This is a genomic window from Streptomyces sp. NPDC058637, assembly GCF_042717325.1.
Classification (GTDB): Bacteria; Actinomycetota; Actinomycetes; order Streptomycetales; family Streptomycetaceae; genus Streptomyces.
Window position 1 is genome coordinate 38842 of the sequence record NZ_JBHXRD010000011.1, and the last position, 25787, is coordinate 64628.

The 25787-nt window shown below is 71.6% G+C and carries 24 protein-coding genes and 1 pseudogene; 10 read left to right on the plus strand and 15 right to left on the minus strand.

From position 1 onward, the window contains the following. The first annotated feature begins 15 nt into the window (after positions 1-15). A complete protein-coding gene (locus ACFWVP_RS13450) occupies positions 16-1359 on the plus strand; it encodes a UDP-glucose dehydrogenase family protein (RefSeq protein WP_384496262.1) in 1344 nt (447 codons plus the stop codon). Positions 1360-1605: 246 nt separating this feature from the next. On the opposite strand, the gene ACFWVP_RS13455 is transcribed toward ACFWVP_RS13450, so the two are convergent. From ACFWVP_RS13455 to ACFWVP_RS13465, 3 genes are read right to left on the minus strand one after another with little or no spacing between them, the layout of a single operon-like run. Further along, on the minus strand, positions 1606-2799 hold the full coding sequence (locus ACFWVP_RS13455) for a dipeptidase (RefSeq protein ID WP_384496264.1): 1194 nt from the start codon (positions 2797-2799) through the stop codon (positions 1606-1608). Between the two features lie 7 nt (positions 2800-2806). Continuing rightward, complete coding sequence (gene purE, locus ACFWVP_RS13460; protein ID WP_384496266.1) at positions 2807-3343, minus strand: 5-(carboxyamino)imidazole ribonucleotide mutase; 537 nt, start codon at positions 3341-3343, stop codon at positions 2807-2809. Further along, positions 3340-4470 (minus strand): 5-(carboxyamino)imidazole ribonucleotide synthase, encoded by a 1131-nt coding sequence (locus ACFWVP_RS13465; protein WP_384496531.1) that lies wholly within the window; start codon positions 4468-4470, stop codon positions 3340-3342. The genes purE and ACFWVP_RS13465 overlap by 4 nt, the downstream gene beginning before the upstream one ends. Before the next feature lie 184 nt (positions 4471-4654). On the opposite strand from ACFWVP_RS13465, the gene ACFWVP_RS13470 reads away from it, so the two are divergent. Continuing rightward, positions 4655-5182 (plus strand): GtrA family protein, encoded by a 528-nt coding sequence (locus ACFWVP_RS13470; RefSeq protein WP_384496267.1) that lies wholly within the window; start codon positions 4655-4657, stop codon positions 5180-5182. 24 nt (positions 5183-5206) lie between these two features. Here ACFWVP_RS13470 and ACFWVP_RS13475 read toward each other — a convergent pair whose 3' ends face one another. Together ACFWVP_RS13475 and ACFWVP_RS13480 are read right to left on the minus strand one after the other, a co-directional pair. Beyond that, positions 5207-6472: an ATP-binding protein gene (locus tag ACFWVP_RS13475; RefSeq protein ID WP_384496268.1), complete on the minus strand. Its 1266-nt coding sequence runs from the start codon at positions 6470-6472 to the stop codon at positions 5207-5209. Between the two features lie 15 nt (positions 6473-6487). After that, positions 6488-7165, minus strand: coding sequence for a response regulator transcription factor (locus tag ACFWVP_RS13480; RefSeq protein ID WP_384496271.1), 678 nt, complete (start codon positions 7163-7165; stop codon positions 6488-6490). Between the two features lie 488 nt (positions 7166-7653). Here ACFWVP_RS13480 and ACFWVP_RS13485 point away from each other — a divergent pair, with 488 nt between their 5' ends. After that, a complete protein-coding gene (locus tag ACFWVP_RS13485) occupies positions 7654-9144 on the plus strand; it encodes an oligopeptide:H+ symporter (protein ID WP_384496273.1) in 1491 nt (496 codons plus the stop codon). A 166-nt stretch (positions 9145-9310) separates the two neighbouring features. On the opposite strand, the gene ACFWVP_RS13490 is transcribed toward ACFWVP_RS13485, so the two are convergent. Together ACFWVP_RS13490 and ACFWVP_RS13495 are read right to left on the minus strand one after the other, a co-directional pair. Then, a complete protein-coding gene (locus ACFWVP_RS13490; protein WP_384496275.1) occupies positions 9311-9802 on the minus strand; it encodes an ATP-binding protein in 492 nt (163 codons plus the stop codon). Positions 9803-10001: 199 nt separating this feature from the next. Then, entirely contained in the window at positions 10002-10370 is a 369-nt protein-coding gene (locus ACFWVP_RS13495) for an STAS domain-containing protein (protein ID WP_384496276.1), read from the minus strand. A 293-nt stretch (positions 10371-10663) separates the two neighbouring features. Here ACFWVP_RS13495 and ACFWVP_RS13500 point away from each other — a divergent pair, with 293 nt between their 5' ends. Continuing rightward, positions 10664-11608 (plus strand): RNA polymerase sigma factor SigF, encoded by a 945-nt coding sequence (locus ACFWVP_RS13500; protein WP_384496278.1) that lies wholly within the window; start codon positions 10664-10666, stop codon positions 11606-11608. Between the two features lie 455 nt (positions 11609-12063). Here ACFWVP_RS13500 and hutI read toward each other — a convergent pair whose 3' ends face one another. The 4 genes from hutI to hutU form a co-directional block, all read right to left on the minus strand. After that, on the minus strand, positions 12064-13236 hold the full coding sequence (gene hutI / locus ACFWVP_RS13505) for an imidazolonepropionase (RefSeq protein ID WP_384496280.1): 1173 nt from the start codon (positions 13234-13236) through the stop codon (positions 12064-12066). Between the two features lie 32 nt (positions 13237-13268). Then, complete coding sequence (locus tag ACFWVP_RS13510; RefSeq protein ID WP_384496282.1) at positions 13269-14636, minus strand: formimidoylglutamate deiminase; 1368 nt, start codon at positions 14634-14636, stop codon at positions 13269-13271. Next, positions 14627-15841: an allantoate amidohydrolase gene (locus ACFWVP_RS13515; RefSeq protein ID WP_384496533.1), complete on the minus strand. Its 1215-nt coding sequence runs from the start codon at positions 15839-15841 to the stop codon at positions 14627-14629. Before ACFWVP_RS13515 ends, ACFWVP_RS13510 begins: the two co-directional genes overlap by 10 nt. A gap of 65 nt (positions 15842-15906) precedes the next feature. Beyond that, positions 15907-17568, minus strand: coding sequence for a urocanate hydratase (gene hutU / locus ACFWVP_RS13520; protein WP_384496284.1), 1662 nt, complete (start codon positions 17566-17568; stop codon positions 15907-15909). Positions 17569-17816: 248 nt separating this feature from the next. Here hutU and ACFWVP_RS13525 point away from each other — a divergent pair, with 248 nt between their 5' ends. The 4 genes from ACFWVP_RS13525 to ACFWVP_RS13540 all read left to right on the plus strand — a co-directional run bounded on the left by ACFWVP_RS13525 (position 17817) and on the right by ACFWVP_RS13540 (position 20003). Next, positions 17817-18266: a hypothetical protein gene (locus ACFWVP_RS13525; RefSeq protein ID WP_384496286.1), complete on the plus strand. Its 450-nt coding sequence runs from the start codon at positions 17817-17819 to the stop codon at positions 18264-18266. Continuing rightward, positions 18263-19063: a transcriptional regulator gene (locus ACFWVP_RS13530; RefSeq protein ID WP_384496288.1), complete on the plus strand. Its 801-nt coding sequence runs from the start codon at positions 18263-18265 to the stop codon at positions 19061-19063. The genes ACFWVP_RS13525 and ACFWVP_RS13530 overlap by 4 nt, the downstream gene beginning before the upstream one ends. A gap of 38 nt (positions 19064-19101) precedes the next feature. Next, on the plus strand, positions 19102-19566 hold the full coding sequence (locus tag ACFWVP_RS13535) for a roadblock/LC7 domain-containing protein (RefSeq protein WP_384496290.1): 465 nt from the start codon (positions 19102-19104) through the stop codon (positions 19564-19566). Between the two features lie 62 nt (positions 19567-19628). Further along, positions 19629-20003, plus strand: coding sequence for a hypothetical protein (locus tag ACFWVP_RS13540; protein WP_384496292.1), 375 nt, complete (start codon positions 19629-19631; stop codon positions 20001-20003). Between the two features lie 9 nt (positions 20004-20012). Here the strand turns inward: ACFWVP_RS13540 and ACFWVP_RS13545 are convergent. The 3 genes and pseudogenes from ACFWVP_RS13545 to ACFWVP_RS13555 form a co-directional block, all read right to left on the minus strand. Continuing rightward, positions 20013-20316 (minus strand): annotated as a pseudogene (locus ACFWVP_RS13545) (hypothetical protein). 124 nt (positions 20317-20440) lie between these two features. Then, positions 20441-21295, minus strand: a complete 855-nt coding sequence (locus tag ACFWVP_RS13550) for a MurR/RpiR family transcriptional regulator (RefSeq protein WP_384496294.1) — start codon at positions 21293-21295, stop codon at positions 20441-20443. 141 nt (positions 21296-21436) lie between these two features. Next, on the minus strand, positions 21437-22237 hold the full coding sequence (locus tag ACFWVP_RS13555; RefSeq protein WP_384496296.1) for a maleylpyruvate isomerase family mycothiol-dependent enzyme: 801 nt from the start codon (positions 22235-22237) through the stop codon (positions 21437-21439). A gap of 129 nt (positions 22238-22366) precedes the next feature. Between ACFWVP_RS13555 and ACFWVP_RS13560 the strand changes: the two genes are divergently transcribed. Then, positions 22367-22780, plus strand: coding sequence for a hypothetical protein (locus tag ACFWVP_RS13560; protein ID WP_384496297.1), 414 nt, complete (start codon positions 22367-22369; stop codon positions 22778-22780). 318 nt (positions 22781-23098) lie between these two features. On the opposite strand, the gene ACFWVP_RS13565 is transcribed toward ACFWVP_RS13560, so the two are convergent. Beyond that, the gene (locus ACFWVP_RS13565; protein ID WP_384496299.1) at positions 23099-24502 is read right to left on the minus strand and encodes a cystathionine beta-synthase; all 1404 of its coding nucleotides are present in this window, start codon (positions 24500-24502) and stop codon (positions 23099-23101) included. Between the two features lie 155 nt (positions 24503-24657). Here ACFWVP_RS13565 and ACFWVP_RS13570 point away from each other — a divergent pair, with 155 nt between their 5' ends. Then, positions 24658-25686, plus strand: a complete 1029-nt coding sequence (locus ACFWVP_RS13570; RefSeq protein ID WP_384496535.1) for an SGNH/GDSL hydrolase family protein — start codon at positions 24658-24660, stop codon at positions 25684-25686. Positions 25687-25787 lie beyond the last annotated feature (101 nt).

A 25787-nucleotide genomic window follows, 5' to 3' on the forward strand; every position in this document is an offset into this window, starting at 1 on the left:
CGTTCAGGAGCACCCATGGCCCTCAGGATCACTGTGATCGGCACCGGCTACCTCGGCGCCACCCATGCCGCGGCCATGGCGGAGCTGGGCTTCGAAGTCCTCGGACTCGATGTCGTGCCCGAGAAGATCGAGATGCTCTCGGCGGGCCGGGTGCCGATGTACGAGCCGGGGCTGGAGGAGATCCTGCGGAAGCACGTCGCGGGCATCGAGGGCTCCAGCGGGCGGCTGCGCTTCACCACCTCGTGGGAGGAGATCGGCGCCTTCGGCGACGTGCACTTCGTCTGCGTGAACACCCCGCAGAAGCACGGTGAGTACGCCTGCGACATGAGCTATGTGGACAGTGCCTTCGAGTCGCTGGCCCCGCAGCTGACGCGGCCCGCCCTGGTCGTCGGCAAGTCCACCGTGCCGGTGGGCTCCGCCGCCCGGCTCGCGGCGCGGCTGGCCGAGCTCGCACCGGTCGGCGCGGACGCCGAGCTGGCCTGGAACCCTGAGTTCCTGCGCGAGGGCTTCGCCGTCGACGACACGCTGCACCCGGACCGGATCGTCGTAGGGGTGGAGAGCGAGCGGGCCGAGAAGCTGTTGCGCGAGGTGTACGCCGGACCGGTCGGCGAGGGGTCGCCGTTCGTGGTGACGGACTTCCCGACGGCCGAGCTGGTGAAGACCTCGGCGAACTCGTTCCTGGCGACCAAGATCTCGTTCATCAACGCGATGGCGGAGGTCTGCGAGGCCGCCGACGGTGACGTGGTGAAGCTGGCCGAGGCGATCGGCCACGACGAGCGGATCGGCAAGAAGTTCCTACGGGCCGGTATCGGCTTCGGCGGGGGCTGTCTGCCCAAGGACATCCGGGCCTTCATGGCGCGCGCCGGTGAGCTGGGCGCGGACCAGGCCCTGACGTTCCTGCGTGAGGTGGACTCCATCAACATGCGCCGCCGTGGGCACATGGTGGAGCTGGCCCGCGAGGCGGTGGGCGGGGAGTCGTTCCTCGGCCGGCGGGTGGCGGTGCTGGGCGCGACGTTCAAGCCGGACTCGGACGACGTACGGGATTCGCCGGCGCTGAACGTGGCGGGGCAGATCCATCTGCAGGGCGGCCAGGTGACGGTCTTCGACCCGAAGGGCATGGACAACGCCCGGCGGCTCTTCCCGACGCTCGGCTACGCGGACACGGCGCTGGACGCGGCGCGCGGGGCGGACGTGGTGCTGCACCTGACGGAGTGGCGCGAATTCCGTGAGCTGGACGCGGCGGCCCTGGGCGAGGTCGTGGGGCGGCGGATCATCCTGGACGGCCGCAACGCGCTGGACCCTGCGGTGTGGCGCGAGGCGGGGTGGACGTACCGGGCCATGGGGCGGCCGAAGGCGTAGCGCCTGACGGGGCGGGACGGGACGACCGGTTCCGCCCGGTGGTCGTTCTGTCCTCAATCGCCGGACGGGCTTGATCTGGCCCGGCCCCAAGGCTTCGGATGCGGGCGCCGGACGGGCTCGGTGTCGCCCCGGCCGGAATGGTCACGCACAGCCACCCGAAGGGCTTGATCTGGCCCGGCCCAGGTTCACGCGCAGCCGCCGGACGGGCTTGGTCGGGTCGCTCGGCCCGCCCGGCGTGTGGTGCTGTTAAGCCGTCGGGCCGTCCAGGTCGTCGATCGTCGCGTGCGAGGGGCCGTACTGCGCGCTGAGGTCGCGGGACACCGCTTCCGCGTCGCGCAGGACCCGTACCGCGTTCCGCCAGGTCAGCTTCGCGAGGTCGGTCTCCGACCAGCCGCGGGTGAGCAGCTCGGCGATCAGGTGCGGGTAGCCGGAGACGTCCTCCAGGCCCTCGGGGAGGAACGCCGTGCCGTCGTAGTCGCCGCCGATGCCGATGTGGTCGACGCCGGCGATCTCGCGCATGTGGTCGAGGTGGTCGGCGATCGTCGCCACGGTGGCCAGGGGGCGCGGGTTGACGGCCTCGAAGTCCGCGTGGATGCGCATCGCGGCCGGGGTGGTGTCGAGGTGGTGCAGGCCGTGCTCGCGCATGTTGCGGTCGGCGGCCAGCGTCCACTCGACGGCCGCCGGGAGGACGAACTTCGGTACGAAGGTCGCCATCGCCACACCGCCGTTGGCGGCGAGCATGCGCAGCACGTCGTCGGGGATGTTGCGCGGGTGGTCGCAGACCGCGCGGGCGGAGGAGTGCGAGAAGATCACCGGCGCGACGGAGGTGGCGAGCGCGTCGCGCATCGTGTCGGCCGCCACGTGGGAGAGGTCGACCAGCATGCCGATGCGGTTCATCTCCCGCACGACCTGGCGGCCGAACTCCGACAGGCCGCCGACCCGCGCGGTGTCGGTCGCCGAGTCCGCCCAGTCGGTGTTGTCGTTGTGCGTCAGCGTCATGTAGCGGACGCCGAGGGTGTGCAGGGCGCGCAGGGTGCCCAGCGAGTTGTTGATGGAGTGGCCGCCCTCGGCGCCCATCAGGGACGCGATGCGTCCTTCGGCGCGGGCCTTCTCCATGTCGTCGGCGGTCAGCGCGCGTCGCAGGTCCACCGGGTTGCGCGCCAGGAGCTCACCGACCACGTCGATCTGCTCCAGCGTGGCGCTGACCGCGTCGTCGCCGGTCAGCCGGGTGGAGACGTAGACGGACCAGAACTGCGCGCCGACGCCGCCGGCCCGCAGGCGCGGGATGTCCGTGTGCAGCACGCCGGTCTGGTCGGTGGCGATGTCGCGGGCTTCCAGGTCGTAGCCGACCTGCTCGCGCAGGGCCCAGGGGAGGTCGTTGTGGCCGTCGACTACGGGGTGGTCGGCGAGGAGCAGCCGGGCACGGTCCAGGTGGTCCATGGGGCGCCTACTTCCCGAAGCCGAAGGAGTCCGCGCCCTCGACCTTGGCACGCAGTCGTTTGCCCTTCTCGGTGGCCTGGTCGTTCAGCTCCTGCAGGAACTCCCCCATGCGCTCCTGGAGCGCGGGGTCGGACACGGCGAGGATCCGTGCGGCCAGCAGTCCCGCGTTGCGCGCGCCGCCGACCGAGACGGTGGCGACGGGGACCCCGGCCGGCATCTGGACGATGGAGAGCAGGCTGTCCATGCCGTCCAGGTACTTCAGCGGTACGGGTACGCCGATGACGGGCAGCGGGGTCACGGAGGCGAGCATGCCGGGCAGGTGGGCCGCTCCCCCGGCGCCCGCGATGATCGCCTTCAGGCCGCGGTCCGCCGCCTGCTCGCCGTACGCGATCATCTCGCGCGGCATGCGGTGGGCGGAGACGACGTCGACCTCGTAGCGGATCTCGAACTCGTCGAGTGCCTTCGCGGCGGCTTCCATGACGGGCCAGTCGGAGTCCGAGCCCATGACGATGCCGATGACGGGGGCGGTACCGGAAGAAGTCATTCGGTGATTGTTCCTCGCAGGTAGTCGGCCGCGTGCCGGGCGCGCTCCCGCACGTCCGCCAGGTCGTCGCCGTAGGTGTTGACGTGGCCGACCTTGCGGCCGGGCTTCACGTCCTTGCCGTACATGTGGATCTTGAGCTGCGGGTCGCGGGCCATGCAGTGCAGGTACGCCTGGTACATGTCCGGGTAGTCGCCGCCCAGGACGTTGCACATGACCGTCCAGGTGGCGCGCGGGCGCGGGTCGCCGAGCGGGAGGTCGAGGACGGCCCGCACGTGGTTGGCGAACTGCGAGGTGATCGCGCCGTCCTGGGTCCAGTGCCCGGAGTTGTGCGGGCGCATCGCCAGCTCGTTCACGAGGATCCCGGGGGTCCCGTCGGCGTCGCGGATCTCGAACAGCTCGACCGCGAGGTGGCCGACCACGCCGAGTTCGGCGGCGATCCGCAGGGCGAGCTGCTGGGCCTCGCCGGCCAGCCGTTCGTCCAGGCCGGGGGCCGGGGCGATGACCGTGTCGCAGACGCCGTCGACCTGGACGGACTCGACGACCGGGTAGGCGACGGCCTGGCCGTGCGGCGATCGGACGATGCCGGCCGCCAGCTCCCGTACGAAGTCGACCTTCTCCTCGGCGAGCACGGGGACGCCGGCGCGGAAGGGCTCCGCGGCGTCGGCCTCGGAGCGGACCACCCACACGCCCTTGCCGTCGTAACCGCCGCGGACCGTCTTGAGGATGACGGGGAAGCCGTCCCCCTCCTCGGCGAAGGCGGCGACGTCGGCCGCGTCCGTCACGATGCGGTGGCGGGGGCAGGGGGCGCCGATCTCCATGAGCTTCGCACGCATCACCCCCTTGTCCTGGGCGTGCACCAGGGCGTCGGGGCCGGGGCGGACGGGGATGCCGTCCGCCTCCAGGGCCCGCAGGTGCTCGGTCGGCACATGCTCGTGATCGAAGGTGATCACGTCGCAGCCGCGCGCGAAGGCGCGCAGCGTCTCCAGGTCGCGGTAGTCGCCGATGACGACTTCGCCGACCACCTGGGCAGCCGAGTCCTGAGGGGTGTCGCTGAGGAGCTTGAACTTGAGGCCGAGGGGGATACCCGCCTCGTGGGTCATACGGGCGAGCTGACCGCCGCCGACCATGCCGACTACAGGGAACGTCACGCCTCCAGGGTATCGGGCGCGCGGAAGCTCCCCTCACCCTCTCCTGACCTCCCCCGCGAAGGGGCGCACGTCACGCCGCACAGTCTGCTCACAGGCATCACACGGGAGGGCTGGTTAGCATGGCCGGGTTGACGGAACCGGACGGACGGGACGAGCGATCACCATGAGCGAACGGGGCGCACTGCGGGCCCGGCTTGATCTGCTGGCCCGGGAGGTCGCCAAGTTCGGCGCGGTCGGCGCATTCGGCCTGGTCGTGAACATCGCGGTCTCCAACCTGATCTGGCGGACGACGGACATTCCGGTGGTGCGGGCCGGGCTGATGGGGACGGTCGTCGCCATCCTCTTCAACTACGTCGGCTTCCGCTACTGGACCTACCGGGACCGCGACAAGAGCGGCCGGACGCGTGAACTGACACTGTTCCTGCTGTTCAGCGCCGTCGGGGCGCTGATCGAGACGGGCGTGCTGTACGCGGCGACGTACGGCTTCGGGTGGAACAGCCCGGTCCAGAGCAATGTCTTCAAGATCCTGGGGATCGGGATCGCCACACTGTTCCGCTTCTGGTCGTACCGCACCTGGGTCTTCAGGGCGCTGCCCGCCACGGAGGCCGTGCTGAACACGGAACGATTTCTGGAGCCGCGACGACCCGCCGACGAGGTAGTCCCCGGCCCTGTGGGCCCCGTGGGCCGCTGAGCACCGCACCGTCCGCCCGGAGGTTCATCGCACCGGGCGTTCGGGTTCCTTGCGGTTGGGGGGAATCCTGCTGAGGAAGAGGGCGAAGACCGGGGGCTGCTGCTGCAGCAGTTCGAGCCGGCCGCCGTCGGCCTCCGCGAGGTCCCGGGCGACGGCGAGGCCGATGCCCGTGGAGTTGCGGCCGCTGATGGTCCGCTCGAAGATCCGCGCCCCGAGATCGGCGGGCACTCCGGGACCCTCGTCGGTCACCTCGACGACGACCTGGTTGCCGGTGACGCGGGTGCGCAGCGCGACGGTGCCGCCGCCGTGCATCAGTGAGTTCTCGATCAGCGCGGCGAGCACCTGGGCGACCGCGCCGGGAGTGCCGACGGCCCGCAGTCCGTGCTTCCCGGAGCAGACGACGGCGCGGCCGGCGCTGCGGTAGGCCGGGCGCCACTCCTCCAGCTGCTGCTTGACGACCTCGTCGAGGTCGAAGACGACGGCGGATCCGGTGCGCGCGTCACGGGCGTTGGTCAGAAGCCGCTCCACGACGTCGGTGAGCCGCTCGACCTGGGTGAGCGCGATGCTCGCCTCCTCCTTCACCGTGTCCGGGTCATCGGTGGAGTAGATCTCCTCGATCCGCATCGAGAGCGCGGTCAGCGGGGTGCGGAGCTGGTGCGAGGCGTCCGCGGCGAGGCGCCGTTCGGCGGTCAGCATCCGGGCGATCCGCTCGGCGGAGGCGTCCAGGACGTCGGCGACCCGGTCCAGCTCCGTGACCCCGTACCGCTTGCGCCGGGGGCGCGGGTCGCCGGAGCCGAGGCGTTCGGCGGTCTCGGCGAGGTCGGTGAGCGGCGAGGTCAGCCGGTTCGCCTGGCGTACGGCGAGGAGTACGGCGGAGACGATCGCGAGGAGCGCCACCGCCCCGATGATCAGCAGGGTCCGGCCGACCTCGCGGGTGACGGCGGAGCGGGACTCCTCGACGGTGACCTTCTCGCCCTGTTCGCCCGTCTCCGAACTGCTGATGATGCTGCCCGTGGGGCGCTCGCCGACCTCGATGGGGGCCCGCCCCGGGATCTCGACGCGGGCGTACCGTTCGGGGCCGACCTGTTCGGAGAGGACGGCGGGGGTGATCCGCTCCGCGCCGAGCAGGCGGCTCTCGACGACGCTGATCAGTCGCAGCGCCTCGGAGTCGACACTCTCCTGGGCGCTGTTGCTGATGGTGCGGGTCTCGACGATGACGAGGGAGACGCCGAAGACGGCGATCACCACGAGCACCACGGCGAGCGTGGAATTGATCAGTCGGCGGCGCATGACTGTCTCTGTACGTCAGCTCTTCTCGAACCGGAAGCCGACGCCCCGGACGGTGGCGATGTAACGGGGATTGGCCGCGTCGTCGCCGAGCTTCTTGCGGAGCCAGGAGATGTGCATGTCGAGGGTCTTCGTGGAGGACCACCACGTGGTGTCCCAGACCTCGCGCATCAGCTGGTCGCGGGTCACGACCCGGCCGGCGTCCCGGACGAGGACCCTGAGCAGGTCGAACTCCTTCGCGGTGAGCTGGAGTTCCTCCTCGCCCATCCAGGCGCGGTGCGACTCGACGTCGATCCGTACGCCGTGGGTGGCGGGCTGCGGGGCGGGCTCGGCCGCGCCGCGCCGCAGCAGGGCGCGGACCCGGGCGAGGAGCTCGGCGAGGCGGAAGGGCTTGGTGACGTAGTCGTCCGCGCCGGCGTCCAGGCCGACCACCGTGTCGACCTCGTCGGCGCGGGCGGTCAGGACGAGGATCGGTACGGCGTGACCGTCGGCGCGCAGTCGCCGGGCGACTTCCAGGCCGTCCATCCCGGGCAGCCCCAGGTCGAGCACGACCAGGTCGATGCCTCCCCGGAGTCCGGCGTCGAGTGCGGTCGGACCGTCCTCGCGGACCTCGACCTCGTAACCCTCACGACGCAGGGCGCGGGCCAGTGGCTCCGAGATGGATGCGTCGTCCTCGGCGAGCAGTACACGGGTCATGCAGTGATGGTAGTCCGCGTGGAGCACCCGGGGTGAGGCCCTCGACCGACCCTGCGGGACAGGGCCATGAATCGGTCATCCACCTTCGAACGTGAGAGATGAACCCTCTTTCACCTGTGATCCATCTCTCAAGTCCTTCCATATCCCCGCGTGTCGTGTCGTATGGTTGCTCGACGCCTGTTGCACCACCGAAGGACCTTTGGGCAGCTTCTAGCGCCAAGGGTCTCTTTTGTGTGCGGGCCGGTTCCCGCCGGCCGTGACCAGTGAATGACCTATGGGCCGGGCCCGGAGCGTGAGGACGCGCACCGGGCGTGGATCCCGGTACGTTCGGCCCCCGAGTCCGCCCCCCGCTCCCCCACGGAGCCGGTGACCGGATCGAACTCCCCCCGAGGCGTCGGGGGCGGGGCACGGCCGTGCCGGTGCCGGCTACCCCCCACCGGGCGCGTACCACCCCTGCGGTGACGCGTCCCGATCAGCAAGGATCGATCATGGCGTCCAGCCTGACGAAGGACTCGGCCAGTACCACTGGTTCGGAGAAGACCTTCTTCGGCCACCCCCGCGGCCTGGCCACTCTCTTCATGACCGAGATGTGGGAGCGCTTCAGCTACTACGGCATGCGCGCCCTTCTCCCGCTCTACCTGATCGCTCCCAACGGGCTCGACATGAACCCGGGCACGGCCACGGCGATCTATTCGGTCTACCTGTCGCTGGTGTACCTGCTCGCCATGCCCGGCGGCTGGTTCGGCGACCGGGTCTGGGGCCCGCGCAAGACCGTCGCGATCGCCGGCGCAACGATCATGCTCGGCCACCTGGTGCTGGCACTGCCCTCCGAGGGCACGTTCTTCGCCGGTCTCGGGCTGGTGGCGATCGGCTCCGGTCTGCTGAAGTCCAACATCTCGACGATGGTCGGCCACCTGTACGACGGCCCGGACGACCCGCGCCGCGACGGTGGCTTCACGATCTTCTACATGGGCATCAACCTGGGTGCCTTCGCCGCGCCCCTCGTCATCGGCACGATCGGCGAGAACGTCGACTGGCACCTGGGCTTCGCCCTCGCCGCCCTCGGCATGGGGCTGGGTGTCGCCCAGTTCCTGCTCGGCACGCGGCACCTGAACGAGCGCAGCCTGATCGTCCCGAAGCCGCTGAGCGCCGACGAGCGTGCCTCGACCCTGCGCAAGGCCATGATCTGGATGGGCGTCGCGGCCGTCTTCTACATCGGCACGGTCGTCACCGGCGTCTACACGCTGAACTGGCTGCTGGTCCCGATCACGATCGCGGGCCTCGTCATCCCGGTGCTGGTCCTGACGCGCATCAAGCGCGACAAGGAGCTCAGCGACACCGAGCAGAAGAAGATGTCCGGCTACATCTGGTTCTTCGTGGCCGCCGCCATCTTCTGGATGATCTACGACCAGGGTGGTTCGACCCTGGCGATCTTCGCCGACTCCTCGGCCGAGAACTCGGTCCTCGGCTGGGACTTCCCGGTCTCCTGGTACCAGTCGGTCAACCCGGTCCTGATCATGGCGCTGGCCCCGGTCTTCGCCGCCTTCTGGATGGCGCTGAACCGGCGGGGCAAGGAGCCCAGCACGATCGTGAAGTTCAGCTCCGGTCTGGTGCTGGTCGGTGCGTCGTTCTTCCTGTTCCTGCTGCCGCTGACGATCGCGGGCGACGGCCACAAGGCCGCCGCGATGTGGCTGGTCGCGATCTACTTCGTACAGACCGTCGCCGAGCTGACGCTCTCCCCGGTCGGCCTCTCGGTCACCACGAAGATGGCTCCGGCCAAGTACGCCAGCCAGATGATGGGTGTCTGGTTCCTGGCGGTCACCGCCGGCGACTGCACCACGGGTCTGCTGTCCATCGCGGGCGTCGAGCTCAACGGCACCGGGGTGGTGGCACTCCAGGCCGCCCTCGCGGTGGCCGCCGGTGTCGCGATCTTCATGTACCGCGGCAAGGTCAAGACGCTCATGGGAGACGTCCGCTGACACGGATGCCCACCCGTACGCGGGGGCCGTCGCACCGACCGGGTGCGGCGGCCCCCGCGGCGTTCCCGGCGTTCCCGACCGGTGCGGGAGCCGCTTCCTGGCGCGTACGACAGAAGAGCGCGCCGGTAAACGGCGCGCTCTTCGGGGAATGCGGTCGGCGACGGGGCTACGCGGGTGCCGCGAGCTCCGCCCAGACGGTCTTGCCCGGCTCGTCCGGTGTACGCGCGACGCCCCAGTCCAGGCAGAGCCGCTGCACGATGAACATGCCGTGCCCACCGGGCCGGCCCGCGCGGTGCGGGGTGCGCGGTGCGGGCTGACCCGCTCCGCGGTCCACGACCTCGACCCGCAGCACCTTGGGCGAACAGGCGATGCGGAGCTCCTCGGGACCGCCCGCGTGCAGGCAGGCGTTCGTCACTAGCTCGGAGACGACCAGCAGGACGTCCTCGGCGGCGGCCCGCCGGTCCGCGCCGGTCGCCGGGAGCCAGCCCCAGTCGTGCAGGGCCTGCCGGGCGAAATCACGGGCCATCGGCACGATGCCGCTGGCCTGCCGCAGCGAGAGCGTGCGCCACTGCCGGTCAGCAGGTACGGCAGGGGCGGGGCCCGTGCCGTCCGGCTCGCGGCCGAGGCCGCCAGGCGGATGCTGCCGGGTGGTGCTCATCAGCGCTTCACCTCACCGATTCACCGTGTTGCCATCGAACAGATTCTGGTCAGATACAGAGTGTGCGCGATCCATGACCCCGCCAGGGTGTCTCCTGCCCGGCCGGATCGCGACAACACCCGTTTCGGCTACGCCACAAGCGTGACGCGGGCGATACGCGTGGCGTCCACGGACCGGACACGCACAGGGGAGCGCCATGTCAGGTGCGCAGGGCTTCTTCGAGCGAGGCGTGGACGGTGAAGACCGCCTCCGCCCCCGTGATCTCGAAGACCCGGGCCACCACGGGCAGCATTCCGGCCAGATGAACCGCTCCCCCGGCCGCCTCGGCCTTCAGACGGGCGCCGAGCAGCACATTGAGCCCGGTGGAGTCGCAGAACTCCAGCCGCGAGCAGTCGACCACCAGGCGCACACGCCCTTGCTCGACCGCGCTCTCCATCGGCTCCCGTAGCAGATCGGCGGTGTGGTGATCGAGCTCACCCACCGGCGTCACGACTTCGCTGAGCCCTTCGGTCCGGGCCTCGACCTGTAGTCGACCCCGGTTCGCACTGCCGACCGTCCCGCGGTCCATGCCCGTTTCCTCTTCGCCGTCCGTCACTGTCCGCGCACTGTCTGCGCGGCCGTCTCCGTGGCTTCCGCCGACGTGCGTAAAACATTACGCGTTTCCCTCGCCACACGGTAGTCAGAGAACTCAACAAAGCGGACATATATGGCTATTTGGAGCTTGTCACTCGTGGCATGCACCGGGTAGAGGTAGAAGGGACATCACCACCCGGACATTCGATCGGCTTCGGAGGCGCCGCTTCACCGCAGGAAAACGTAGGGGCATCGGCAGCCATATGCCGAGAACGATGGAGGAGAACCATGTCACCCCGGCTCGACGTATCGCGTACCCACCTCGCGACGTCGGCATGTCCTCAGGGACCGACCGATTCCGACTCCCCCGCCACCGGCGCCGTACCCGGCCCGCGCGGCGAGAACACCGAAGACCTTCGGAGCGCGGGCCTGGAGGGACTCCCCGAGATCCCGCCCTACGCCGAAGTCGGAGCGCTGGACGCCAGGGCGCTGTCGAAGACCCTGTTCGCGCGGCTCGAGGCCCTTGAGGAGGGCACGCTCGAGTACGCGTACGTACGCAACACCCTCGTCGAACTCAACCTGGCACTGGTCAAGTTCGCCGCCTCCCGGTTCCGCTCACGCAGCGAGCCCATGGAGGACATCGTCCAGGTCGGCACGATCGGACTGATCAAGGCGATCGACCGCTTCGAGCTCAGCCGGGGCGTCGAGTTCCCGACGTTCGCGATGCCGACCATCATCGGCGAGATCAAGCGCTTCTTCCGCGACACCAGCTGGTCCGTGCGCGTCCCGCGCCGTCTCCAGGAGCTGCGGCTCGACCTCGCCAAGGCGGGCGACGAGCTGGCCCAGCGGCTGGACCGCGCACCCACCGTGGCCGAGCTGGCCGAACGCCTCGGCATCCCCGCCGACGAGGTCGTCGAGGGCATGGCCGCGAGCAACGCGTACACCGCGAGTTCGCTGGACGCCAAGCCCCAGGACGACGACAGCGAGGGCGCGCTGGCGGACCGGATGGGTTACGAGGACCACGGGCTCGAAGGCATCGAGTACGTCGAGTCCCTGAAGCCGCTGATCGCCTCGCTGCCGACGCGCGACCGCACGATCCTCTCCCTGCGGTTCGTCGCCAACATGACGCAGTCGGAGATCGGCGAGGAGCTCGGCATCTCGCAGATGCACGTGTCCCGGCTGCTCTCGCGGACGCTGGTCAAGCTCAGGAAGGGCCTGACCGTGGAGGAGTGATCCGGCGTCCCGGACACCCCCGGTACGTCGTCGCGGAAGGACCTGTCCGGTAACGGGCGGGTCCTTCCGCATTGTTGACGATGTGCCACGGAGCGGGCCACATCGGGCATGGTTCCGGGGGAGCACAAAACTCATGGGGAGAGCGGTCGCGGTCATGCCGCGCCGGAGACGGCGATGCGGGCACGGCTCGGCCGGGAGTACCTCGGATGGGCCGGAGCGCCGGACCTCGCCCGGAGCTCCCGCCAGATCTCGATGTCCCCCGCGCCCAGGTCTCCGGGCCTGACCACACGTATGCGCCGACCGCGCACCAGACCCCCCGGTCCACCCCCTGGGCCACGCTGCCGAGAACGGTACCGGGCACGGTCACTCCGCGGTAGACAGTCGCGGCATCTTGTGACCGACCGGCGGGAACCGGGTCCTATCCTCCCCTTTCGGAAATCTCCGTCACCTGTGTGTCAGGCGACCCGTTCGCCGCGCTGCCACACGGCGTGGGCCAGCGGGACCCCCGGCCGGTAGGCGAGGTGGACATGGCTCGGTGCGTCGAGGAGCAGGAGGTCGGCGCGCGCACCCGGTGCGATGCGGCCGATGTCGGTGCGGCGCAGCGCGGCGGCGCCGCCGGCGGTGGCTGACCAGACCGCTTCGTCGGGGGTCATACCCATGTCCCGTACGGCGAGGGCGATGCAGAACGGCATGGAGGAGGTGAACGAGGACCCTGGGTTGCAGTCCGTGGACAGCGCGACCGTGGCGCCGGCGTCGAGGAGGCGGCGGGCGTCGGGCCAGACCGCGCGCGTGGAGAACTCGGCGCCGGGCAGCAGCGTGGCGACGGTGTCGCCCTGCCCGAGTGCGTCGAGGTCGGCGTCGGTGAGATGGGTGCAGTGGTCGGCGGACGCGGCGTCGAGCTCGACGGCGAGCTGGACCCCGGGGCCGTGGCCGAGCTGGTTGGCGTGGACGCGGGGGTGCAGGCCCCTGGCCAGGCCGGCGGTGAGGACGGCGCGGGCCTGGTCCCCGTCGAAGGCGCCCTTCTCGCAGAACACGTCGATCCAGCGGGCGTGCGGGGCGCAGGCGTCCAGCATCGGTCCGGTGACCAGGTCCACGTAACCGGCGGGGTCGTCGGCGTGGTCGGGCGGCACGATGTGGGCACCGAGGTAGGTGACCTCGTCGGTGTGGCGGGCGGCGATGCGCAGGGCACGGGCCTCGTCCTCGACGGTGAGGCCGTAGCCGGATTTGGTCTCGCAGGTGGTGGTGCCCTGCCGGAGGGCCTCGGCGAGGTAGCGGGCGACGTTGGCGGACAGCGCGTCGTCGGAGGCGGCCCGGGTGGCGGCGACGGTCGTACGGATGCCGCCCGCGGAGTAGGGGCGCCCGGACATGCGGGCGTTGAACTCCTGGGTGCGGTCGCCCGCGAACACCAGGTGGGAGTGGGAGTCCACGAAGCCGGGGACCATGGCACGGCCGCCCGCGTCGACGGCGTTGTCGGTGGCTGGTGCGTTGCTCGATTCACCGGTCCAGACGATGCGGTCGCCGTCGATGACGACGGCCGCGTCCCGGATGAGGCCCAGGGGGGTCCCGTCTCCGAGGGAGGGGTCGTTCGTGACCAGACAGGCGATGTCGGTGATGGCGGTGGTCGTCATCCGGGGGCAGCTTTCGTCGTTGTCGTCGGGGGTCAGCCGTGCAGTGCGGCGATGGCCTCGGCGAGTGCTCTCGGCACGTCCTGGACCAGGGTGTGCCGGCCGTCGCGGACGATGTGCCGGCCCGCCACGACGGTGTGCCGCACATCCGCCGCACCGGCGGCGAATACGACTGTTTCGGCTGCCAGCCGGGTCACCGGTCCCGCGGTCCTGACGGAGTCCAGTGCGACGGTGGTGAGGTCGGCGGGCGCACCGGGTTCGAGCGTGCCCGCGTCGGGGCGGCCGAGGGCGGCGTGGCCGTCGGCGGAGGCGGCCCTGAGCAGGGCTGCCGCGGTCCAGTGGCCGCGCACATGGGTGCGCAGCCGCTCGTTGAGCTCCATCGCCCTGGCCTCTTCGAAGAGGTCGATCACGGCGTGGCTGTCGCTGCCGAGCGAGAGCGGGGACCCGGCCCGCTGGAGGGCCGCCGCGGGGCCGATGCCGTCGGCGAGATCGCGTTCGGTGGTGGGGCACATGCAGGTGCCGGTGGCGGAGCTCCCCAGCAGCTGGATGTCCTCGGCGGTGAGATGTGTGTTGTGGACGCCGGTGGTGCGCGGGCCGAGGACCCCGTGGTCGGCGAGGAGCCGGGTGGGGGTGCGGCCGTGGGCGGCGAGGCAGGCGTCGTTCTCGGCGGTCTGTTCGGAGAGGTGGACGTGGAGCGGCGCCCCCCGGTCCTCGGCCCACCGCACGACGGTGGCCAGCTGACCGGCCGGGACGGCGCGTACGGAGTGGATGGCGGCGCCGATCAGCGCATGGTCGGCGCCCTTGATGAGGGAGGCGCGCTCGGCCCAGGCTTCGGCGGTGGTGTCGGAGAAGCGGAGCTGGTGCCGGTTGGGCTTCTCGCCGAATCCGGCGGCGAGATAGGCGGTGTCCAGCAGGGTGATGCGGATGCCCGCCTCACCCGCCGCCGCGACGAGTGCCTCGCCCATCGCGTTCGGGTCGTCGTAGGGCGTGCCGCCGGGTGCGTGGTGCAGATAGTGGAATTCGCCGACGGCGGTGATGCCGGCCAGGGCCATCTCGGCGTACGTGGCACGGGCCAGGTCGAAGTAGGTGTCGGGGGTGAGCCGTGAGGCCGTCCGGTACATCAGCTCGCGCCAGGTCCAGAAGGTGCCCGAACCCACCTGTGCGGTGGAGCGCAGGGCCCGGTGGAAGGCGTGCGAGTGGGTGTTGGCCAGCCCGGGGAGGGTCAGTCCGCGCAGGGCGACGGCACCGGGCGGCGGTGCGTCGGTGCCCGTGCGGACACCGGCGACGCGTCCCCCTGCCACGTCCAGGGTGACGCCCGGTTCGACGTGCGTACCGAGCCAGGCGTGGGACATCCAGTAGGTGGCGGTGACCGGTGTGCCCGTGGGTTGCGCTGTCAGCTGCACGCGAGACCTTCCAGTACGTCGGCGAGTGCGATCACCCCGGCCACGCAGTCGTCCTCGGCGGCGTGCTCGGCCGGCGAGTGCGAGATCCCGGTGGGGTTCCGTACGAACAGCATGGCGGTCGGCACGGAAGCGGACAAAATACCCGCGTCGTGGCCGGCTCCGGTGCCGAGCACGGGCACGGTGTCTTCTGTGTCGTCCGGGCCGTGTCTGCTCAGCACCCGGCGGATCTCGTCGCGCAGGGCGTGCTGGAACTCCACGACGGGCGTGAAGGACTCCCGCACGACGTCGAGACCGGTCCCGGCGCGCTCGGCGTGCTCGCGGGCGGCCCGCTCGACGCCGTCGACGACGGCGTCGAGGGTGGCCTGGTCGGCGGCCCGCGCGTCGAGCCAGCCGCGCACGAGGGAGGGGATCGCGTTGACCCCGTTCGGTTCGACGGCGACCTTGCCGAAGGTCGCGAGACCACCGGCGAGCCGTGCCTCCAGCCGGGCCGCCAGGACGGTCTCGGCGTACGTGAGCATCGGGTCGCGCCGGTCGGCGAGCCGCGTGGTGCCGGCGTGGTTGGCCTCGCCCCGGAAGTCGAACCGCCAGCGGCCGTGCGGCCAGATGGCGGAGGCGACCCCGACCGGGTCCCCGCTCAGGTCGAGGGCGCGCCCCTGCTCGACATGGAGCTCGACGAACGCGCCGATGCGGGCGAGCCGTCCGGGATCGGGTCCGAGGGTGTCGGGGTCGTGTCCGGCGGCCTCCATGGCCTGCGGCAGGCCGATTCCGTCGCCGTCCCGCAGGAGCCGCGCCTTCTCGGCGGTCAGCTGCCCGGCGGCCAGCCGCGACCCGACGCAGGCGAGCCCGAAGCGGGCGCCTTCCTCATCGACGAAGTTGGTGACGGCGAGGGGCCTGGTGAACTCCGCTCCCCTGCGGCGGAGTTCGTCCAGGGCGGCGAAGGAGGACACCACGCCGAGGGGCCCGTCGAAGGCGCCCCCGTCCGGCACGGAGTCGAGGTGCGACCCGGTGACGACGGCGTCCCCGGCGAGCGGATCGCCGAGCCAGGCCCACTGGTTCCCGTTCCGGTCGACCTCATGGACCAGCCCCCGCGCCTCGGCCTGCCTCCGGAACCATTCCCGGCACTCGGTGTCGGCCCCGGTCCAGGCGTACCTCCGGTAGCCGCCGCTGCCCGCGTGCCGCCCGAGGGGCGCGAGGTCCCGCCACATCTCCTGGAAGGAGGGCGGGCGTACGTCGGCGACCGCTCCGGGACCGGGACCGTCCGTCGGGGGTGTCACTGTTCCCCCTCGGCCATGGGAACCCGCACGCCCTGGTCCGAGGCGACGGACTCCGCGATGTCGTACCCGGCGTCGACGTGCCGGATGACCCCCATGCCCGGGTCGTTCGTGAGCACCCGGCGGATCTTCTCGCCCGCCAGTTTCGTGCCGTCGGCGACGGTGACCTGCCCCGCGTGGATGGAGCGGCCCATCCCCACGCCGCCCCCGTGGTGCAGGGACACCCAGGACGCTCCCGAGGCCACGTTGACCATGGCGTTCAGCAGCGGCCAGTCCGCGATCGCGTCGGATCCGTCGAGCATGGCCTCGGTCTCGCGGTAGGGCGAGGCGACCGAGCCGCAGTCCAGGTGGTCGCGTCCGATGGCCAGTGGCGCGGCCAGCTCCCCGCTCGCGACCATGTCGTTGAACCGCTCCCCGGCCCTGTCGCGCTCGCCGTATCCCAGCCAGCAGATCCGGGCGGGCAGCCCCTGGAACCGGACGCGCTCGCCCGCCATCCTGATCCAGCGGTGCAACGACTCGTCCTCCGGGAAGAGTTCGAGCATCGCCTTGTCCGTCCTGTGGATGTCGGACGCCTCGCCCGACAGGGCCGCCCACCGGAACGGTCCCTTGCCCTCGCAGAAGAGCGGCCGGATGTACGCGGGCACGAAGCCCGGGAAGTCGAACGCCCGGCTGTACCCGGCGAGCTGGGCCTCGCCCCGGATCGAGTTGCCGTAGTCGAAGACCTCGGCCCCCGCGTCCATGAAGCCGACCATCGCCTCGACGTGCGCGGCCATCGACTCACGGGCGCGCCGGGTGAAGTCGGCCGGCTTCTCGGCGGCGTAGGCGGCCATGTCGTCGAACTCCACGCCGACCGGCAGATAGGCGAGCGGGTCGTGCGCGCTGGTCTGGTCGGTGACGATGTCGACGGGGGCGCCCTCGGCGAGCATGCGGGGCAGCAGCTCCGCCGCGTTGCCCAGCAGTCCGACGGAGAGCGGTCGCCGCGCGTCGCGCGCCTCGACGGCCAGCTGGAGCGCGTGGGGCAACGAGTCGGCCCGGACGTCCAGGAAGCCGTGCTCGATCCGGCGCTCGATGGCGCGCGGGTCGCAGTCGATACAGAGGGCCACGCCGTCGTTCATGGTCACGGCCAGCGGCTGGGCGCCGCCCATGCCGCCGAGCCCGGCCGTCAGCGTGATCGTGCCCGCCAGCGTGCCGCCGAACCTCTTCGCGGCCACGGCGGCGAACGTCTCGTACGTGCCCTGGAGGATGCCCTGCGTCCCGATGTAGATCCAGGAACCGGCGGTCATCTGGCCGTACATGGTGAGCCCGAGGGCCTCCAGCCGGCGGAATTCCTCCCAGTTGGCCCAGTCGCCGACCAGGTTGGAGTTGGCGATGAGGACACGCGGCGCCCACTCGTGGGTCTGCATGACGCCGACGGGCCGCCCGGACTGGACGAGCATCGTCTCGTCCTGCTTCAGGGTCCGCAGCGTGCGGACCATGGCGTCGAAGGACCGCCAGTCGCGGGCCGCCTTGCCCGTGCCGCCGTAGACGACGAGCTTGTCGGGATGCTCGGCGACCTCGGGGTCGAGGTTGTTCTGCAGCATGCGGAGGGCGGCTTCCTGCTGCCATCCCAGGGCGCTCAGTTCCGTACCGCGCGGTGCCCGTACGGGGCGGGGTCCTGACATGGGGAATGCCTCCTCGCGACCGCTGCTGCGACCGTTGCACCGACTTTTCCTTATCCATTCACATCCTGGCGCCATGAATACTTCTAGTCAACAGGGCGTGGGCCAGGCAGTTGGCGCCGGTCACCGGCCGCGCCCTTACACGGGGCCGCGCATGTACCACTGGAAAATGCCAGAACTTCCACCAGGTACGTGCACGTTGCGTAGCCTCTTCACTACAGCCGTACACCACGTCGGGAGGGGAGTCCGCGTTGCCCGGAATCGACGAGTGCCTGTTCGAAGTCATGAGGCTGCCCGGCGCCCGGGGCGCCGCGGTGGTCGACTGGACGAGCGGCCTCGCCCTCGGCACGATCGGTGAGTCGCCCAACGGTGACCACGAGGCGACGGCCGCCGAGACAGCCGAGGTGGCGAGGATGGCGGCCGAGCAACCGGTCTTCGCGCAGCCGGCCCACTCCGCCGGACGGGACCCGTCCGCGTTACGCCCGCCGGCCCGGCCGGACCAGGACCCGAAGGCTCCTCCCGGCCCCGCGGTGGAAGACGTCATCGTCACTACCGCAGTCGGCTACCACATCCTCCGCTTCGTCGAAACGGCCTTCGACAGCAGCGTGTTCCTCCACCTCTGGCTGGACCGCACGGAAGGCAATCTGGCCCTCGCCCGCATACGGCTCGGCGAGATCGCCGAGCGCCTGGTCCTGGCATGAGACCTGCCGTCGGCGCCCCGCCCGGTATATCCGAACAGGCCGTGCTCTCCCCCATGCTGCAGCGGCTCGCGGCGGAGCGCGCAACCGGCGCGCTGATGCGTGACCGGGGCACCCTCTACCTCGCGGACGGCCAGGTCGTCCACGCCGAGAGCCCCGCCACCCCGGGCATCGACGTCCTGCTCACCACGGGCGGCGCGCTGCGCAGCGAGGGCTGGTGGGACGCGGTCGCCCAGGCGGGCGCCGGGCAGCGGGTGGGCCGCTACCTCGTGGACAGCGGCCGCGTGCCGGGCGGCGCGCTGGAGCTGTGCCACCTGGGTGCCCTGTACGACGCGGCCTTCTTCGCCCTGGCCCCGACGCACACCCCGGCCCGCTTCCGTTACGGGGTGTCGCACTGGATCGGTCCCGTCCGGCCCGTACCCGTGGACTCCGTGCAGCGCGAGACGCTCCGGCGCCGGGAACTGCTGGACCGGATCTGGCCCGACGCGCTCACCGACAGCGCCCCGCTCACCCCCACGACGCACCCCGTCGACGTCCCGGTCCCCCCGCGCCAGCGCCGCGTCCTGGACCTGGTGAACGGTGTGCGCACGGCCACGGACATCGCCCAGGAGCTGGGCCGCTCGGCCTTCCACATCCTGGTCGACCTGCGCCGGCTCGCGGCTGCCGGACTGGTCGAACCGGTGCGCCCGACCGCGGCCGGGTCCGCCTCCGCACCCGGCCGGATCGAGCTGCCCGACGTCACGGCCGACCCCGATGTCGCCCTGCTGCGCCGGCTCAGAGACGCATTGGAGGCCCTGTGATACGCGCGCTCAGACAGCGTGCCGGGAGGAGACAGCTGATGGTGCCCGAGGCGGAGATGAAGGAAGTCCTCGACGAGCTCCAGCGGTTACGGGCCCGGGTTCCGCTTCTGACCGGTGCGCTGGCCGCCAGCACCGACGGCCTGGTGGTGGCCCAGGACACCCCGGGCATCGAGGCCGAGGGCGTCGCCGCGCTGACCGCCGCCGTGCTCGGCGTATCGATCCGGATGACCGACGCCACCGGTCGCGGCGGCTTCCGCGAGCTCCTGATCCGTGGCGCGGACGGCTATGTCGCCACGTACGCGGCGGGCTCCTCCGCCGTCCTCACCCTGCTGGCCGAGGACCGGATCAACGTGGGCCGGCTCCATCTGGAGGGCCGCCGGGCCGGGGCCCGTATCGGCGAGGTGGTCGACGCCTCGCTGGACCGCGCCGACCGCACGGCGCCTCCCCCGCGCCCCCCGCAGTCCGGTGACCTCCCCCGGCGCGGCGCACCGGACCGCACATGACGAAGGCATCAACCGGAAACGGAGCGGCCACCCGGCCGGCCAGGGAAAGGAAACGAGCACTCATGGCCAACACCGAAACGTCACTGAAGGACGCGATGACGTCGATCGAGGGCACCCTCGGTGTCGCTCTCGTCGACTACACCAGCGGCATGGCCCTGGGCACCCTCGGCGGTGGCAAGGACTTCAACCTGGAGGTCGCGGCAGCGGGCAACACCGATGTCGTACGCGCGAAGCTCCGCACCATGGAGCACCTGGGGATCAAGGACGAGATCGAGGACATCCTGATCACGCTCAGCGGCCAGTACCACCTGATCCGGCTGCTGAAGACCCGTGGCAACAACGGCCTGTTCCTCTACCTCGTGCTGGACTCCGGCCGGGCCAACCTCGCGATGGCCCGCCACCAGCTGAAGAAGATCGAGGCCGGGCTGGAGGTCTGACCCTCCGTCTCACTCGCGGCGGCGCCGTGCCCCACCGGGCGCGGCGTCCCCCGCCACGGGCCCGGTCGTCCGCCAGCCCTTCACCTGCTCGCCCGCGGGCGTCCGCGCCCCGCTCGCGTGGCCCCCTCGGCCGGCTTCGCGTACCGCCCCGTCCGGGTGAACGCCACCGCGGCGGCCGTCACCAGGAACAGCGCGGCCCCGGCGGGCAGTCCGATCCGGCGCCCGGTCAGCCCCGGCACGAACGCCCCGACGGCCGCGGCCGGCAGCCCGGCCACCACGACGGCGCGGCCCCGGCCCGTACGATCACGGCCACCCTCGCCGACGACCGCGCTCCGCGCCCCACGTCCGAACCCCTCTCCGCACCTGCCCGTGGACCTTCCGGGCGCGGAGATCAGCAGGCACAGATGAGCGCCTGGGAATCCGCCGAAGTGGTCCGCCTATTCGACGAACAGCCCCCGGGCCGCGGCGCGGGCGTCGAATTCCTCCAGCCGGGCCTGTGCCTCGGGCAGTGCGTCGCACATCGCTTCCAGCAGCACCCGCCCCAGCAGCATCGGCGCGCACGCGGTGTCGAAGGCGAGGCCGGTCCCCACGGCCGCCGGGATCAGCAGATCGCTGTGCTCGGCGACCGGGGCGAACGCCGAGTCGGCCACGGACACCACGGTCAGCCCCCGCCCCCGGGCGTACGCGAGCGCGTCCACGACCTCCCGCGGATGCCGGGGCAGCGCGAAGCACATGAGCGCGCTCGCCCCCGCCCGCGTGGCGGCGTCGATCCGGTCGTGCAGCATGCTGCCGCCCTCGTCGAGCACCCGTACGTCCGGATGGACCTTGGCCGCGAAGTACCCGAACCCCCGGGCCTGCGAGGACGCCGCCCGCAGTCCGAGCACGAGCAGCGGCTTCGACCCGGCCAGCAGCCGTCCCGCCCGTTCCACCGGCCGCGGGTCGGCGAGGAGTTCGGCCAGGTGCCGCAGGTTCTCGATCTCGGCCCGCACGGCCTGCTGGTACTCGTTGAAGGTCTCGCCGCCGCCGACACCGCTCCCGTCCGTCGCGTCGCCCGGGGCGACCTCCCGGAGGTGCTTGCGGAGGGCCGGATAGCCGTCGAACCCGAGCGCCACGGCGAACCGGGTGACGGACGGCTGGCTGACCCCGGCCAGCTCGGCCAGCTCCACGCTCGACAGGAACGGGGCGTCGGCGGCCCGCCGCACCATCGAGTGCGCGATCCGCCGCTGGGTGGGTGTGAGCCGCTGCCCCTCGAAAAGCCGCTGCAACCGCGCAGCCGGGCTGCTCCCGCTCATGCTGTCCCCTTCGGACGTCCGCCGGTGCCGGACCCGCGCCGACGGATCCATTCAGCCAGCAAGCGGCCTGCATGTCCATATACAGCCTGTGCGTGGTCCCCGATGCCCGGGTGCGGCGGATGCCCGGGGGCGGCGCACGGGTCAGAACAGCACGCGCGCCGCCGTCAGCGCCGCCCGCGCCCCGGGTTCACCGACCAGCTCCAGGTGCCCGCGCGGCGGCCGCCCCGACGCGTGCCGGGCGAAGACGACGGCGTCGGCACGGAGCGTGGCGGCCGGGGTGCCGATGCCCAGGAGGTGGTTCCCGCCCGCCGGCCCGTCGAGGTCGATCTCCACCGCGGGGGCCGTCCAGGCGAGGGACAGGTCCAGCACCACCTGGTCGACGATCTCCCTGTCGTGCGCGTCGAGGACCAGCTCGGCCCCGGTCGCGTCGCTGATGTCCACCCGGTGCATCCAGGTGTCGCGGGCCACGAGGACGCTGTTCAGGTAGTCCATCGAGTTGTCCGGCAGGGCCTTCGCCTCCGGGTAGAGCAGGCTGAGCCGGACCTTGCGGCGGGCGGCGGCGGGCATGCGGCGCAGTGCGCGCAGCCCCTGGGGCGCGAAGTGGGCGAGCGCCCCGATCAGTTCCGGGCCCGGGACGGCGCTCCGGTCCTCGATCTGGCTCTCGTTGTGGCCGTCGAGCGGCCCCAGGCGCGGGTGGTTCCGCCCGGCCCGCCGGACGCGCCGGAGCGCGACCCAGGGGCGGGGCAGTTCCTCGTACTGGCCGACGGTGTGGGCGAGCATGTTCCGGACCGTCCAGCCGTCGCACACCGTGGGGCGGCGCCAGTCCTCGTCGGACAGTTCGCGGCACAGGGTCAGCACGGCGCGGAGCTCCGCCTCGTTGACCTCACGGGCCCGCGCCTCGGACGTACGGGGGATGGTGCGGGCGTAGAACGTCGTGGCCATGGCGCGGTCTCCCGTCTCCCCCGGACCACGCTACGCCGGGGCGAGGCCGCCCGCCCCGGTGGGCGGCGGGCCGAAACAGGGGGGTTACCCCCACTGACCGCGGCCCTCCTGATTCGTACCGTAGGACGCATGGAAGCCCGTGACCCGGAGCTCAAGCGAGAGCTCGATGCCACCCTGCAGGCCCGCGGCGAGCTGGGCCCGGAGTACGAGTCCGCGCTCATCGACTCGTTCCTGGAGAAGGTCGAGCAACGGCTCGACGGCACACTCGACCGGCGGGTGCGACGGCATTTCGCCGAGCAGCAGATGGTGGTCGCCCGGGGCGGCACGGCACCCTCCCCGGTCACCGGGACCTTCGGGGAACGCTTCGGCTTCGGGGTCGTCTCGCTGGTCCTGGCCATCCCGCTGTCCGCGATCGGCGTCGCGAACGCGGGCATCGACGGACTCGTCGTGGCCTGGCTCGGGATCTTCGGGGTGAACGCGGTGCATGCCGCCCGTACGTGGCCGTGGCGGAGGAGGCGGAGCACGTCCGACTGGGACGACTGAGGGCGGCGGGCCGAAGGGCGAGAGCCCCTGGGAGGCCGGGACGCGCGGGGATATGTCGCGGGGACCGCCGCACCCCCGGTTGCCCGGGGGGCGGGACGACGGCGGTCCCCGCGAAGGACGCGGTACCCGGGTCAGGGCCGGGTGTCGCGTCCGGGCGACGGTGGAGGTCCGGGAGCCGCTCCGTAGTCCGTGTCGCCGTATCGGGTGCCGGCGGGTTTCCCCTGCCGACACCCCTTACTCTGCACGGGCCGTGTTAAGCGGGTGCTGCGCGTACGTGTCGCGCTCGTACCGTTTTCACGAAGCCCGGACATCGGCCCCCTACGGCTTGGGGGCGGCGTCCTTGGCGAGGAAGGCCAGCAGGTCCTGCCTGCTCACGACGCCCTTCGGCTTGCCCTCGACGAGAACGATCGCCGCGTCGGCACCGTCCGCACCACTGAGCGCGGCCATCAGGTCCTCGACCGGTTCGCCGGAGCCGACCTGCGGCAGCGGGGACGACATGTGCTTCTCCAGCGGGTCGGAGAGCGAGGCCCGCTGGGTGAAGAGGGCGTCCAGGAGCTGACGCTCGACGACGGAGCCGATGACCTCGGCGGCCATCACGTCCGGGTGGCCGGCGCCCGGCTTCACGATCGGCATCTGGGAGACGCCGTACTCGCGGAGCACCTCGATGGCCTCGCCGACCGTCTCCTCCGGGTGCATGTGGACGAGCGAGGGGAGCGGGCCCTCCTTGAAGTCGAGGACGGCACCGACCTGCGCGGACGTGCCGGTGGCCTCCAGGAAGCCGTAGTCCGCCATCCACTCGTCGTTGAAGATCTTGCTCATGTAGCCGCGGCCGCTGTCCGGCAGCAGGACGACGACCACGTCCTCGGGCCCGAGCCGCGCCGCCACCTCCAGCGCCGCGACGACCGCCATGCCGCAGGAGCCGCCGACGAGCAGGCCCTCCTCCTTGGCGAGGCGGCGGGTCATCCGGAAGGAGTCCTTGTCCGAGACGGCCACGATCTCGTCCGTGACCGTGCGGTCGTAGGCGCTCGGCCAGAAGTCCTCGCCGACCCCCTCGACGAGGTACGGGCGTCCGGATCCGCCGGAGTACACGGAGCCCTCCGGGTCGGCGCCGATGACCTTGACCCGGTTCTCGCTGATCTCCTTGAGATAGCGGCCCGTGCCGGTGATCGTCCCGCCGGTGCCGACGCCCGCGACGAAGTGCGTGATCCGCCCCTCCGTCTGGTCCCACAGCTCGGGGCCGGTGGTCTCGTAGTGCGAGCGCGGGTTGTTCGGGTTGGAGTACTGGTCGGGCTTCCAGGCTCCGGGTGTCTCACGGACCAGCCGGTCGGAGACGTTGTAGTACGAGTCCGGGTGCTCGGGGTCTACGGCCGTCGGGCAGACGACGACCTCCGCGCCGTAAGCCCGCATGACGTTGATCTTGTCCGCGGACACCTTGTCCGGGCAGACGAAGATGCACTTGTAGCCCTTCTGCTGGGCGACGATGGCCAGGCCGACACCCGTGTTGCCACTGGTGGGCTCGACGATCGTGCCGCCGGGCAGGAGCTCCCCGCTCTGCTCCGCCGCCTCGATCATGCGCAGCGCGATGCGGTCCTTGACCGACCCTCCTGGGTTGAAGTACTCGACCTTGGCCAGGACCGTCGCCTGAATGCCTGCCGACACATTGCGCAGCCTCACCAGCGGGGTGTTGCCGACAAGACTGATCATCGAATCGTGGAATTGCACCGTGTACTCCGGGGTCTCCGAGATGGTCAGGCAAGAGTATGCGTACGGGCACCGGATCGGACGAAGCGATTGGGCAACGGCTCCCGCGGGGCAGGTAGTGCTGTGTACGGCTGTACGGCGAGGAGGAGGTGGACCGGACTGTGTCGAGGGCGAGGGTGGCACGGCGGATCGCGGCGGGCGCGGCCTACGGCGGCGGGAGCGTCGGGCTGATCGGCGCGGCGACGGTGGGTCTGGTGCTGGCCGAGGTACAGCTGGCGAAACGGCAGGTGGGCGGGGGTACGGCACCGGTCCCGCCGAGCGCGGACGGGCGGTACGGCGTGGCGTTCGCCGGCCCTTCGGACCCGTTGCGGTTCGTGATGCTGGGCGACTCGACGGCGGCCGGCCAGGGGGTCCGCAGGGCCGGTCAGACTCCGGGGGCCCTGCTGGCGTCCGGGCTGGCGGCGGTGGCCGAACGTCCGGTGGATCTGCGGAACGTGGCGTTGCCGGGGGCGCGTTCGGACGATCTGGAGCGCCAGGTGTCCCAGGTGCTGGCGGATCCGTCGGGACCGCCGGACGTCTGCGTGATCATGATCGGGGCGAACGACGTGACGCACCGGATGCCCGCGACCCAGTCGGTGCGCTGTCTGAGCACGGCCGTACGGAGGCTGCGTACGGCGGGTGCGGAGGTCGCCGTGGGGACGTGCCCGGACCTGGGCACGATCGAGCCGGTCTACCAGCCGCTGCGATGGCTGGCCCGCCGGGTGAGCCGGCAGCTGGCGGCGGCGCAGACGATCGGCGCCGTGGAGCAGGGCGGCCGGACGGTGTCGCTGGGCGATCTGCTGGGCCCGGAGTTCGAGGCCAATCCGCGGGAGCTGTTCGGTCCGGACAACTACCACCCCTCGGCGGAGGGGTACGCGACCGCGGCGATGGCGATGCTGCCGACGCTCTGCGCGGCACTGGGCCTGTGGCCGGAGTCCGACCATCTGGACGGTTCGCGCCGCGAGGACATCCTGCCGGTCGCGAAGGCCGCCTCCCAGGCCGCGCGGGAGGCCGGTACGGAGGTCACGGGGGCGCGGGCGCCCTGGGCCCTGCTCAAGCACCGGCGGCGGCGGAGGCTCCCGGCGCACACCGAGCCGACGCGGCACGAGGACATCCCCCCGCAGCCGCCCGGATCGGGCTCCGGGGCGACCTGGCGGCCCGCCTGAGCGGACCGCCGTGCCCCGCCCCGGCGGGCCGGGACACGGGGCCCCGGGACGGGAACAACCGCGGCGACTGAGCGGTTGCTTAGAAAAGAGGTCCGCATCAC